At 44.2% G+C, this 12653-nt stretch carries 12 protein-coding genes; 7 read left to right on the forward strand and 5 right to left on the reverse strand.

The genetic code is table 11. From position 1 onward, the window contains the following. Positions 1-7 precede the first annotated feature (7 nt). Positions 8-613 carry an alpha-ketoglutarate-dependent dioxygenase AlkB family protein gene (locus R8N46_RS04250; RefSeq protein ID WP_213972285.1) on the reverse strand — a complete coding sequence of 202 codons (606 nt, stop codon included), beginning with the start codon at positions 611-613 and terminating at the stop codon, positions 8-10. A gap of 132 nt (positions 614-745) precedes the next feature. On the opposite strand from R8N46_RS04250, the gene R8N46_RS04255 reads away from it, so the two are divergent. Beyond that, on the forward strand, positions 746-2101 hold the full coding sequence (locus tag R8N46_RS04255) for a diguanylate cyclase (protein WP_021035911.1): 1356 nt from the start codon (positions 746-748) through the stop codon (positions 2099-2101). Positions 2102-2488: 387 nt separating this feature from the next. Here R8N46_RS04255 and R8N46_RS04260 read toward each other — a convergent pair whose 3' ends face one another. Continuing rightward, on the reverse strand, positions 2489-4045 hold the full coding sequence (locus tag R8N46_RS04260) for a DUF3612 domain-containing protein (RefSeq protein WP_104980353.1): 1557 nt from the start codon (positions 4043-4045) through the stop codon (positions 2489-2491). A 174-nt stretch (positions 4046-4219) separates the two neighbouring features. On the opposite strand from R8N46_RS04260, the gene R8N46_RS04265 reads away from it, so the two are divergent. Then, complete coding sequence (locus R8N46_RS04265) at positions 4220-4798, forward strand: malate synthase (protein WP_005374156.1); 579 nt, start codon at positions 4220-4222, stop codon at positions 4796-4798. A 90-nt stretch (positions 4799-4888) separates the two neighbouring features. On the opposite strand, the gene R8N46_RS04270 is transcribed toward R8N46_RS04265, so the two are convergent. After that, on the reverse strand, positions 4889-5902 hold the full coding sequence (locus R8N46_RS04270; RefSeq protein WP_005374150.1) for a GGDEF domain-containing protein: 1014 nt from the start codon (positions 5900-5902) through the stop codon (positions 4889-4891). 349 nt (positions 5903-6251) lie between these two features. Here R8N46_RS04270 and R8N46_RS04275 point away from each other — a divergent pair, with 349 nt between their 5' ends. Genes R8N46_RS04275 through R8N46_RS04285 form a run of 3 tightly spaced genes read left to right on the forward strand, consistent with a single transcriptional unit; the run spans position 6252 to position 9855 of the window. Further along, the gene (locus R8N46_RS04275) at positions 6252-7604 is read left to right on the forward strand and encodes a DASH family cryptochrome (RefSeq protein WP_115386455.1); all 1353 of its coding nucleotides are present in this window, start codon (positions 6252-6254) and stop codon (positions 7602-7604) included. Next, the gene (locus R8N46_RS04280; RefSeq protein ID WP_213972272.1) at positions 7604-9148 is read left to right on the forward strand and encodes a cryptochrome/photolyase family protein; all 1545 of its coding nucleotides are present in this window, start codon (positions 7604-7606) and stop codon (positions 9146-9148) included. Before R8N46_RS04275 ends, R8N46_RS04280 begins: the two co-directional genes overlap by 1 nt. Continuing rightward, positions 9148-9855, forward strand: coding sequence for an SDR family oxidoreductase (locus R8N46_RS04285; protein ID WP_115386457.1), 708 nt, complete (start codon positions 9148-9150; stop codon positions 9853-9855). Before R8N46_RS04280 ends, R8N46_RS04285 begins: the two co-directional genes overlap by 1 nt. 61 nt (positions 9856-9916) lie before the next feature. Here R8N46_RS04285 and R8N46_RS04290 read toward each other — a convergent pair whose 3' ends face one another. Together R8N46_RS04290 and msrB are read right to left on the reverse strand one after the other, a co-directional pair. Beyond that, positions 9917-10063, reverse strand: coding sequence for a DUF2256 domain-containing protein (locus R8N46_RS04290; RefSeq protein ID WP_005374142.1), 147 nt, complete (start codon positions 10061-10063; stop codon positions 9917-9919). Between the two features lie 44 nt (positions 10064-10107). Then, positions 10108-11250, reverse strand: a complete 1143-nt coding sequence (gene msrB, locus R8N46_RS04295) for a peptide-methionine (R)-S-oxide reductase MsrB (RefSeq protein WP_115386458.1) — start codon at positions 11248-11250, stop codon at positions 10108-10110. A 202-nt stretch (positions 11251-11452) separates the two neighbouring features. Here msrB and R8N46_RS04300 point away from each other — a divergent pair, with 202 nt between their 5' ends. Together R8N46_RS04300 and R8N46_RS04305 are read left to right on the forward strand one after the other, a co-directional pair. Then, positions 11453-11851: an OsmC family protein gene (locus R8N46_RS04300; protein WP_005374132.1), complete on the forward strand. Its 399-nt coding sequence runs from the start codon at positions 11453-11455 to the stop codon at positions 11849-11851. Between the two features lie 129 nt (positions 11852-11980). Then, positions 11981-12541, forward strand: a complete 561-nt coding sequence (locus tag R8N46_RS04305; RefSeq protein WP_115386459.1) for a sugar O-acetyltransferase — start codon at positions 11981-11983, stop codon at positions 12539-12541. Positions 12542-12653 lie beyond the last annotated feature (112 nt).

Consider the following 12653-nt stretch of genomic DNA (forward strand, 5'->3'; position numbering starts at 1 on the left):
AGCTGAGTCAATAGTTAAAAATTTGCCTAAAAGTCAGGTTGATACGTTCATCTTTGGTTTTCGCGGTTTTTGGTACGCAGTGCTTCCAGTGATGCTGTAGCTCGCCAGCCATAATCAGTAAGGAGCCGTGAGGAAGCTCATATTCAATCTCAGTTTTACAATGTAAATTTCTAAGCAAAAATCGACGTGTTTCACCTAAGTTCAAAGATGCGATAACAGGGTTTCTACCTAACTCTGGTTCATTATCTTGGTGCCAGCCCATTGAGTCTTGGCCGTGTCGATATAAGTTAGCGAGAACAGAATTAAAAGTGACATCAGCAACTGATTCACAACGCACTTTGAGCTGAGTTAACTCAGGAGTCCAAGGGTGAGGCAGCATGGTTAAGCCTGAGTAAGTATATGCTGCATCACCGTGCCACGCTTGTAAGCGAGGTTGAAGTACTGACTTGCCGAACATAGTAATGTGTTCTTGGTGCCATGGCAGTGTCTTTCGAAGTTGGTCAAAGTAATTATCCGCCTCAAGATGGTTAAGAAATTGAGGATCATAATAAAGTTTTCCTCTTTCTACTTCTTGCCATAGATCGCCGCCAAATAAATCGCCTTGTTGATGCATCATCTCACACCTAAAACATAAAAGTTGTCAATCACTGTTACCTTTCTGATTATGATTGGTTATTCTTGTGATAATAAGAATTTTAACAATAAATAAAAAATCTCGTAGTTGTATACGAGTTGTGGGGAGAAAATGCGTTATTTACCCAGAAAACGATGCTATTTTGCATTGTTCTTCCTCACCTTTTTCGCTTTGTGTATTGGGGTTATCGAGCTGTTAAATCGAAACCAGCAAGAGCTTCACAAAGAGCGAGTTCAAGTTGAGGCCAAAGAACAACTTTCCATTCTCCGTTCCAATTTGGAAGCGGTACTTATGGCGGATATCTACAAAGCCAGTACTTTAGCGACACTCATTACGTTACTTCCTAAAAATCAAGAAGAAGAATTGAGTATCGCCGCTCACCGAATCCTAAATAAAAGTAAACATATTACAATCATCGGTATCGCGAAAAATGATGTAATTAGTCATGTATTTCCACGCCAAGGTAATGAGCGCCTAATCGGCCTTGATTACCGCGCAGTGCCACAGCAGTGGGTACAGGTGCAAAAAGCCAAGGATGTACAAGAAATTTTCATCGCAGGGCCAGTGACTTTGATTCAAGGTGGCCGAGGTTTGATCGTGCGTGTGCCTGTTTTTCTTGATCCTCCAATGAATCAGGACTACTGGGGAGTGATCAGTGCGGTGATTGATTTCGATGCTCTGATGAGAGAAACCGGCGTAATTGATTTCTCGTATCGTTACCCTTTAATGATCCGTGGTTACGATAGCGGTGGCTCATTTGGTGATGCTTTCTTTGGCGCGCAAAGTGTAAATAGCATGGTATATGCAAAAGAGATGGTTCATTTTCCTTATGGTGGGTGGAGTATGGTGGTTTTCTCTGGAGGCAAAGCTGATCGCCAAATCTCTTGGCATCAGTTGCATTTAGCTAGAGTAATCGGCTATCCCATTATATTCGCACTTAGCCTCGCGCTGTTCGCCATTTATCGACTGTATACCATTGCAGATGACAGAGCTTTACACGATGAACTCACGAATTTACCAAACCGTCGCTATTTTATGAAGTTTTACAAGCAGCAGTTCGAAATAGCGAAACGTTATAAAAAGCGTTATAGCTTCGCCTTAATTAATATTGACCTAGATAGGTTTAAACACATTAACGACACCTATGGTCACGACGCAGGTGACAAAGTTTTAATCGCTACGGCTGAAAGGGTAAAAAGCTCTCTGCGTAAATCAGACATCGTGGCCAGAATGGGCGGTGATGAGTTCTTAGTTGTAGTTCATCACCCAGGAACGGAAGAAAATGTTCAGTCCCTTCTACAAAAACTTCGATTAGCGCTATGCTCGACGCCCGTCATTTACGATGAAACGCTTATCTATTTGAAAGCCAGTATTGGGTACGCGATATTTGACCCGAAAATGTCATCTCCTGAGCAAATGATGAAAATAGCCGATGAGAGAATGTATCAACAAAAGCATGGCGGATGAGCCTGAACCCAGTTTCAATAAGGGGTTAGAAGAATGGTAAAGTTGGGAGCCCGAAATCTCATCATCATTGAGGTGCAAGAATATGTGACTTCATATGTTCACAGACACTTTGCTGAGAGAGTCGTTATTAGCAGTGCATTCAGTGGCATATTTGCATAATGTTGCATTTTGCAAATGCAGTTTGCGAAATTAATGGTTAATAAAGCAACGATATGCGTCTGGATCTACTAAAAAACGGCTTTTTTAAAGTTGGCACGCATCGTGCATTACTTAGAGTGACCCTTATTAAGCCGAGGGTCACCTAGCCAACTGACGTTGTTAGTGAATACAAATTGTTCACAAGTATATACCGCCAATCACGTTTATTGTGATTGGCGTTTTTTCTTTCTAAAGCCCGATGATATTCACGTCGCTGCCCGTCTCATCAGCTTCTCCGCACTTGCTGTAACAACTAGGTTGTCTTGGACAAACCGCCCCTCTGGAGCAGATCAACCTTGCTTGGGTTTGAATCCCGCGCTCTATCCAGTTGATGTTTAATATCTTAGCGATAGTCGTTAAGTCTTTTTTGATGTGGGGAGGAATAACACTACTTCCGCCGGAAGCGACACAAAGGGACTTAAGTTCTTCCGCTATGGAAACGGCATCGCCACCTTGTGCAGAAATAGCAGGGTTAAGATCAATACCGGCACATAGCACGCGATTATTTCCCGCAGGGTCAAATACGTTGACCGATTCGCAGCAGTAGATACGTGGCTCGTCGCCAACATTTAAAATCGAAATTTGCGCTGAACTGGTATCCAAAGGCTGGGAAAGGCGTCGGAATACCGCCCAGTGCTGGCAAGGGTCGTTTACTTTGCGCATGTTGCCCCAAGGCAATGGAATACCATTTCCTCGATACACTGCTTTTAACTTGCCGGGGCCATAGGCATCAAAATAGTGCCAATGAGGGTAAGGCGAGACCACCGTCATGCGACGCATTGCAACGGAAGGAGAAACGCCGGCCTTTTTGTGAACATCAATTTCGTAACCGGAGCGGTCAAGCAACTGACGAAATGGTACTTTGGGGCAAAGCAAGGCACCAGCAAAAAAGCTGGACTCAAAATCACGCCAAGCTTGCAGGATATCTTGCGAATTGAGTTCAGAGTTCGACACAGGGCTGTCCATTTGCTCCCAATTGTTTTGATGCCCGATAGATAAAACGTTATTCATTGCATCGCTGCTATGGAGCACTCGATGGCCGATATATACCGCCAAGTCATACTTCAATCGGGTTGGATAGTCACGCACTCGTTTATTGAGATAAATAGTCCCAGGTGGCTCCATGAAAGACGTAATCAACTGTTTGGCGCTGACGCCCAGTTCATCAATCACATCTTGTGGCGCTCGATCTACCCAGCGGATATCCAATCCCATACTCTTTGCAATGTCTACGAGATCTTCTACAGATAGATTCAGCCGCTTCAAGCCGACCTCTTCGGCGGCGCGCTCTAAATCAGGAAAATGGTTTTGATGGTTTTCTTGGTGTGCGCGGATCAGTAAGTGGGCAAACTGACGCCCCGTGATACCTGTTTGGGAGAGCATTTCTGGTATCGCGATTTGAAGAATATCATTGGAGAACAGAAAGCTCGGCTCCAACGCCATGCCACTAATCCCGCCACGATTTCCTTTGTTGGGTGTGATGGCTTCTAATTCGGGTTCATCATCTAAAAACCAAGCAGGATCTTTTTGAAAAACTTCCGCGATCACTTCGAGCATATCGATACTCGGTACGCGTTTTCCGCGCTCAATCATTGAAAGGTAAGAAACCGAAGGAGCGTACTCTGGATTAATTCTTACACAACGGGCAGACAAATCTTCCATCGTTAAATGGTTGTTTTTTCTTAGGTTACGAATTTTCGTACCAAGAAAATGAGACTGACGAATAAGGCTTTTTGACACAGACATTTTGTAAAATTCACATTGTAAAATTTTTGTTGTGAAATTGTAGTCAATATTTCGCTAGTCTACATAATGAGCAGGCAAGGAAATTAACCATCCACTTCACAGAATTGCCTGAAACTTAAATAAAGGATTTAAGTTTTTACTCTAGGACGAGTTTTTAAGTGCGAGGATATGACGATGAATATGCTGAACTTCGATAAAAAAGAGATGCAACAACAACAACGCCCATTTATCGCTGAAGCCGTATTTGCCGTCGAAGCGGTAAGTGCTGAGCAGCAGAGTGAGAAACAAGTAAAAGCGAAGCAACTGCTTGACCGCATGTTCCCATTGGAGAACGGGTCGCACCAAGACGTATCAAGTTACGTAATTGATTATCGCCATGTATTGGCTTACTTCAAAGACGGTACGCATAGCGGCCTGAAAAGCCCGAAACATTTTGTGGCGTACACTGGTGAAAAGGAAGATCCAAAGTCGATTTTGTTTAAAGATGATTCGGGCAATCATGTAGAAGTGCTGTTTGGCTGTCACAAAGGCACTGGTTGCGTGGAATTAGTGGACATTGACGATATTCAATTAGAAACTCGCACGACGTTTCATCCTGAACTAACTGGCAATGCACCAACCGCGATGCGCCATTGGATAAGTCTAATCAAAGGCGACAAAAAAGGTAAGCCGATGGCATGCAGTGAAGATAAAGAATATACCGCAAAAAATGGTGACGACTACATTCTAAGTTACTGTTACAGCGTCGATTAAGATACTCATGATTGGATACAAAAACCCCGCACTTTACAGCGCGGGGTTTTCTTTTTCATCATAAAAGTCGTTTTCGCTTAGCCAGTTTATTTAAATTGGCATCACGCGGTTACGACCGAGTTGTTTTGCCTCATAAAGCTGTTTATCGGCTTTATTGATTAAGGCTTCAGGCGTATCACCCGGCTCAAATTCTGCTACCCCAAAAGAAGCGGTAATGCTGTGAACTTGTGTGCCTGAGCGCTTATCTCTGATACGCAGTTTTTCTATCATCCGGCGTAGTGTGTCTGCATATTGGCGAGCAATTCGCAGAGATTTGTTAGGTACAATTAACGCGAATTCTTCACCACCAAAACGGTACGCACATATCCCATCTCGACAACTTTGTTGTAGCCGGCGGGCAATGGCTTTTAATACTGTATCGCCAAAAAGGTGCCCGTAATTGTCGTTAAATGATTTGAAATGATCGATATCAAGCATGATCAAGGTCATTGCCTGATTTGATGCAATAAGTGAAGAGAGATCTTTGTCAAATGCTCGGCGGTTGTATAGGTTTGACAAACCATCGAACAACGCATCTTGCTGTACTTCAGCCAGTTGGTTTTTGAGGCGAGAAATTTCTTCACTCGCGTTAGTCAATTGGCTATTCAAAAACTTTGTTGAGTGACGAATTTCGTGTGACTCTGCGACAAGTTGACGAATCACTACCATCACTTCTTCAATGCTTAGGCTATTGTCCTCAACTTTTTCCAGTTTATTAAAGCTTTTGTCTACCATCTCAGAAAAGGAGGAAGTATCTGAAATTGTATCGCTCATTGAACTGGATACTTCATGTAGCAGAACTTCTACATTGGTTCTAAGATCTTCAAGGCTGGTTTCTGCTTTGCTGGCCACATAGTTGTTGTAAAGCTGTTTATTGGTTGCTGGCGGGCAAATACCGTAGTTTTCTAACACCGTGTCTAACTCAAAGTTGAGTTCTGGAATGGTCTTGTCAACGTAGGTATACCAAAGCGCGTAGTTGGCTGGCGTGGCAGCAACATGGTTTTTGATCATCAGTGGGACCGCTTTTTTTAAATTAGCGGTTGATTTCTTAAACTCGTCGGTCATTTCTGCGATGGTACTAGCAAAATGGGATTGGGCTTAGATTAACGGATATTAACTAATGTCGCTTTAATTTTTATCACTTTTGCATGGTTTATATAGAAAATGAGTGATTAAGATCGTGATCAATACCGTTGGATTCAAATTTTATAAAATATCAGTATGAAACATGTACAGGCATTTGGTGGTATTGCGTGTTTTGAGATATCCAGCAAATGGATTCCGTGTAAACGCTAGTAACCTAATGATCGTCAAACTCTCGTTTTCGTATAAAAGCAAGTAAATCAAAAGGCTTAACGTCAGGGTCTCCGTGAAAAGAACTCGTAGACGAAGAATTAACATCTGAGGGTGCGAATTGAAAAAGAAAATAGGACTTTATTGGTTCACGAACGACTTGCGATTGCACGACAACCCACTGTTGAAAAGCGCCAGTGTAGAAATGGACGAGTTAATTTGCTTGTATTGCTACCCTTCAATGACGCCTTACTTGCATCACTTTGCGCAGGAAGCCTCTTTCGGGCGCGCGAAATTGCAGTTTCTCGACTCATCGCTTAGTGAACTCAATCAATCTTTGAATCACCTTGGTCAGCGATTATGGGCGGTTGAACTAACGCCCGATCAAGCAATCAAGTATGCTGTTAATCGCTTCGGCGTCACACATATATATGCTGACGCCTTTCCCGGTTCGGATGAGCAACAAGCGTTAGATCGCGTAGCTGAAGGCGCTTCTCATGTAAAAATAAAACAGCAAGCAATCCGGACCCTGTTAAGGGAAGAACAACTGCCATTTGACTTGAGCAATCTGCCTACCACTTTCACGCAGTTTAGAAAGCAAGTTGAAGGTTTAGACATCTCTCGGCCCCACGAGAGTATCCGTTCGTTACCTCCAATTCCTTTAGGTGTGAATCTTCCTTCCGTTACTGCATATTACTTTGACGCAAAAGCTGCGTTTCATGGTGGAGAAAGCCGCGGGCTTGAACATTGTCGTCAGTATTTTGCTTCAACACTAGCAAGCGAATACAAGCAAACGCGTAACGGTTTAGATGGCATGGATTACTCCACCAAGTTCTCTCCTTGGTTAGCTCATGGATGTCTTTCTCCGAAAACCATTTATGCCATGTTGAAACGTTATGAAGCCGCGAATGGTGCAAATGATTCAACCTATTGGATTTACTTCGAACTGCTTTGGCGTGAATACTTTTATTGGTATGCCCGTCGATACAAGCGGCAGCTCTTCCGATTCGGTGGCATCCAAAATCAAGCACCACTCACCAGCTTTTACGCGCACCGTTTTCAACAATGGAAGAAAGGTGAAACGCCATTTCCTATCGTGAACGCGTGTATGCATCAGCTTAATGAAACCGGTTATATGTCGAATCGTGGCAGGCAGTTAGTCGCCAGTTGTTTAGTGCATGAGCTTGGTCTCGATTGGCGTTATGGCGCGGCGTATTTTGAGTCACAACTGGTTGATTACGATGTGGCATCGAACTGGGGAAATTGGCAATACTTAGCAGGCGTTGGTGCTGATCCGCGTGGTTCACGACAATTCAACCTCGAAAAGCAAACCGAAATGTACGATCCGCACATGGAGTTCATTGATAGGTGGCAAGGTCGTTGTGCTGGCGCGCATTTGGATAGTGTAGACATGGTCGATTGGCCAATTGTGATGGGCAGCAGTGACAAAGCTTCGTCATCGGAGAAACCGTAATGCAATTTGAAACCGTACGATTGATCTTGGGCGATCAACTTAACAGTGAGCACTCTTGGTTTCATCAACCGGATGAGCAAGTGCTTTATTTGATTGCGGAGCTCAAGCAAGAGAATACTTACGTCACGCATCATATTCAGAAAGTATGTGCTTTCTTTTCTGCAATGGAACAGTTTGCGAAAGAGCGTCAGAGTGAAGGTCACCAAGTTTTGCACCTCACATTGGATGACACGCAATCCTTCGACGATCTTGAGCAAGTCTTGCAACACTACGTGAGCGAAGTTGGTGCAAGTAAGTTTGAATATCAACGCCCCGATGAATACCGTTTGCTGGAACAGTTAGCCAAACTAAAGCTTGATGGGGTCGTGACGCGTTGTGTCGATTCGGAACACTTTTTGTTGCCGTTTGAGGAAATAGAATCGCAGTTTCCTCAAGGCAAACACATCATGATGGAGCACTTTTACCGCAGGATGCGCAAGCGCTTCGACATCTTGATGCAAGACGGAAAACCCGTCGGCGGAAAATGGAATTACGATGCCAACAACCGTAATAAGATCAAAGCCAAAGACATTGAACAACTGCCACAACCTTTGATGTTCAGTACCGATGTGCGCGATATTACTGAGCGGTTGGCACGACATGACATCAAAACCATCGGAAATCTCGAAGGTAACTTGTTGTGGCCGATCAATCGCGCGCAGAGCCTCTCTTTACTCGCGCATTTCTGCCAAGTCTGTCTACCGTTATTCGGGCGTTTCCAAGATGCCATGACAGGTCAGCATGATGCTAAGTGGAGCTTGTATCACAGCCGAATTTCATTCTCGCTTAACAGCAAATTGCTGCACCCGAGAGAAGTCATTGATGCTTCACTCAAGGCATTTCATTCCAACGCGCACATCGACATTTCTCAGGTCGAAGGGTTTATTCGCCAAATCTTAGGATGGCGAGAGTATATCCGAGGCGTCTATTGGGCGAACATGCCTCATTACCCGAAAAAGAATGAGTTGGGCGCAGACAGAAAGCTGCCAGATTTCTTCTGGAATGGCGAAACTAAAATGGCCTGTATGCGCAATGCAATTGGTCAGTCTCTCGATTACGCCTACGCACACCACATCCAACGTTTAATGGTGACTGGTAATTTTTGTTTGCTAACCGAAATCGACCCAGACCAAGTGGATGAGTGGTATCTCGGTATCTATGTTGATGCCATTGAGTGGGTCGAAATGCCGAATACACGTGGCATGGCATTGTTTGCGGATGGCGGCATTGTTGGCACCAAACCTTACGCGGCGAGTGGCTCTTACATCAACAAGATGAGCGATTACTGTAAGGGATGCCATTACGACAATAAGGCGAGGAGCGGGGAAGGATCGTGTCCGTTTAACAGTTTGTATTGGCGTTTTATGAACAAGCACGACAAACGTCTCGCAACCAACCCACGAATCGGGATGATTTTCCGCTCTTGGGACAACATGGAAGAACAGCAACGCCAAGCGATACTCGATACCGCAGAGCACTACATAGAAAACGTGGAGAACTTGTGATGGAAATACTCATCGTCGGTGGTAACGGTGGAATTGGTTTGGCGATGGTGAAAGAAGCCGCAGTTCAGTTCCCTCAAGCGTGCGTGCATGCCACTTATCGTAAGCAGAAACCAGATTGGCAACACCCAAATATCGTTTGGCATCAAGTGGATGTATCGCAAGACGAGCAGGTAAAAGCGTTTAGTGAGCAGATTGAACACGTCGATTGGTTGGTGAACTGCGTTGGTATGTTGCATACCCAAGAGAAAGGCCCTGAGAAGAATCTTAGCTCGCTCGACGCTGACTTTTTTCAGCAAACCATCACGGTTAATACTCTGCCAAGTTTACTGTTGGCGAAATACTTCACGCCCAAGCTAAAAAGCAGTATTGCACCTAAGTTTGCGACCATTTCAGCCAAAGTTGGCAGCATTAGCGATAATCAGTTAGGTGGTTGGTACAGCTATCGAGCATCGAAAGCCGCATTAAACATGTTCCTTAAAACCATGTCGATCGAATGGCAAAGAATGGTCAAACATGGCACGGTGCTGTCACTTCACCCAGGTACTACGGACACCGCTTTGTCGGCACCTTTTCAAACCAATGTGCCAGAAGGAAAGTTGTTCACACCAGAGCAAGTCGCAAAGGATTTATTAGGCTTGATAGAAAAAGCGACCCCGCAAGAGAGCGGGGCGTTTTGGGCTTATGATGGGACGTTATTGCCTTGGTAAGAGAACGCGTACAAACGTTAATACAAAGGAAATAACGATCTCCAGAGAGGTTCGGAGTGACCTACGTTTTCGTTGATTTATTTCTTCGGCAACGCTCAGAACAATAAACGATTTCCTCCCAATTTCGCGCCCACTTCTTTCTCCAAGAAAATGGGCGCTGACAGACCGGACAGACTTTCATGGGAAGGTTGGATTTAAAACCTTTCATCGCGCTGAATGTTCACTCCTAATTTGGTTAAAACAGTGGTCTAGCTACTTATCAAATAGGTACAGGTAATCGCCGTAGCCTAAACTCGCCATCTTGTTCACTGGTACAAACTCCATTGCGGCTGAGTTCATGCAGTAGCGTAGTCCCGTTGGCTTAGGACCATCTTTAAATACGTGGCCAATATGTGAATCACCAAACTTACTGCGGATCTCTGTGCGTGGATAAACCAGTTTAAAGTCGGTTTTCTCTACGATGTAGCCTGGGTTAATTGGTCTCGTAAAGCTTGGCCAACCTGTGCCAGATTTATACTTATCCGTTGATGAGAACAAAGGCTCACCAGTGACGATATCAACGTAAATGCCTGCTTCTTTGTTATCCCAATACTTGTTGTTAAAAGGACGCTCTGTACCTTCTTCTTGTGTCACGTAGTATTGAAGCTCAGTCAATTTAGCTTTGATTTCTTTGTCTGAAGGCTTTTCGTACACCTTCACTTTCGTCACCAAAGCTTTTTCGTTGATAAGTTCACGCAGCGTTTTTGGGTTGTCTTTACGATCTTCACCAAATACTTCGTCGAGGTACTTATCGCGACCTGATGCGTAGCGGTAGTATTTGTACTTTAGGCTACTCTTCTTGTAGTAATCCTGATGGTACGACTCCGCAGGGTAGAACTTTTCAAACTCGATCAGCTCTGTTTTCAACGGTTTTGGATAGATCATCGCCTTGTCGATTTCCATCATAAATTGCTCAGCAATCTGTTTTTGCTCCGCATTATGATAGAAGATCGCTGGGCGGTATTGGGGACCACGGTCGACGAATGAGCCTTTGTCGTCAGTCGGGTCGATATGGCGGAAGAAGTAGTCCAGCACTTGCTCGTAGTTCACGACAGCAGGATCGTACTTCACCTCAATCACTTCAATATGACCAGATTTACCAGAAGAGACTTGGCGGTAAGTCGGGTTTTCAATATGACCACCTGAATAACCTGATACAACATCGATTACGCCGGGCAGTTGCTCTAAATCCGATTCTGTACACCAGAAACAACCGCCAGCTAGCGTTGCGATTCTTGTATTCTCTGAAGCCTTCAGCTTATCCATCGTATCGGCGGTACCTGTTTTACTCAATAGTAGAAACAAGACTGGAAGTGCGAAGGAGAAACCGGCCAATAACTTAGACATATTCTTCATAGCTACCTCATCGTTATTTTTGTAGAAAGTGTTACTTAAATAAAAAGTGTTACGTATAGAGAAAGGTAACCGAGCGAAAAAATTACAGTAATGTTGAAAATTCCGTTGCCCTTTTATGCGATAGAGCTAAAGTATCGACAAGAAACACACCGCTAGTAAGGGCAACGATGCCTTGAATAAGCGATGCTAAATGAGGTAAATCATGCAAGCTGAAGTTAAATGGATAGAAGATTTTAAATTCCTTGGGCAATCTCAGTCGGGCCACTCCGTAGTGATGGATGGCAATGGCGGTGCAACCGCACCAAGCCCAATGGAAATGGTACTAATGGCTGCTGGTGGCTGTAGCTCTGTCGATGTTGTTGATGGTTTGAAAACAGCAGGCCAAAAGGTTTCGTCAGTTAATGCCAAGCTAACCACTGAGCGTCGTGAAACCGCGCCGCGTATCTTTACGCAAGTGAATATCCACTTTGAAGTGTCAGGTGACGAGCTTGACCCAGAAGTCGTAGCAAAAGTGGCGGCTGACTCGCTAGAAAAATACTGCTCGGTTTGCTTAATGCTAGGCGAAGGTGTTGAGATGACCCACAGTTGGGAAATTGTGTAAGTCGACAAACTCCACAAAATATAAAAACAGGAAAGAGAAAAGTCCGGGCTTTTCTCTTTTTTTATTTCACAGTTCACGTACCTTGTGAAGAATCTGAAAGCAGTAATTGCAGGTTGTAGGAGTCTTCCAGTGACAGAACTAGAAAAAATGATGTCTGGCCAGGTCTTTGATGGCATGGACAAAGAAATTGACGCCATTAGAAGCCATGCTCTTCAAGCACTTAGAGCACTTAACAATAACACCGACGAAAGTCAGCGCGACGAATTGCAAAAGCAGCTATTTGGCAAGGTAGGCCGTTGTATTGTCCAGCCCCCTTTTCATTGTGAATTTGGTAAGACCATCGAAATAGGTGAAGAAACCTTTATCAACATGAACGTGGTCATGCTCGATGGTGCCAAAATTACCATTGGGAACCACGTGCTCATTGGACCGAGCGTGCAATTCTATACCGCTTCTCATTCTGTTGATTACCGAAGTCGTCGACGTTGGGAAACGTTTTGTAAACCTATCACGATTGAAGATGATGTGTGGATTGGCGGAAATTCCGTCATCAACCAAGGTGTAACAGTTGGCGCTCGCTCGGTGATTGCAGCGAACTCGGTCGTTAACCATGATGTGCCGCCAGATTGTCTATACGGAGGCACGCCAGCTAAGTTAATTCGTCGTCTCAACGAAGAAGAATTATTGTAAGAGAGCAAGCGTCGTTGTGACAATTATATAGCTTTCGAGAAGAATATAGCTTATTCGAGTTACATTAAGCCCAAATAAGCTATTTCTACATTATTCAACTTCAAAGTTTCAA

Source organism: Vibrio sp. 1874 (genome assembly GCF_033344395.1).
GTDB classification, from domain to species: domain Bacteria; phylum Pseudomonadota; class Gammaproteobacteria; order Enterobacterales; family Vibrionaceae; genus Vibrio; species Vibrio alginolyticus.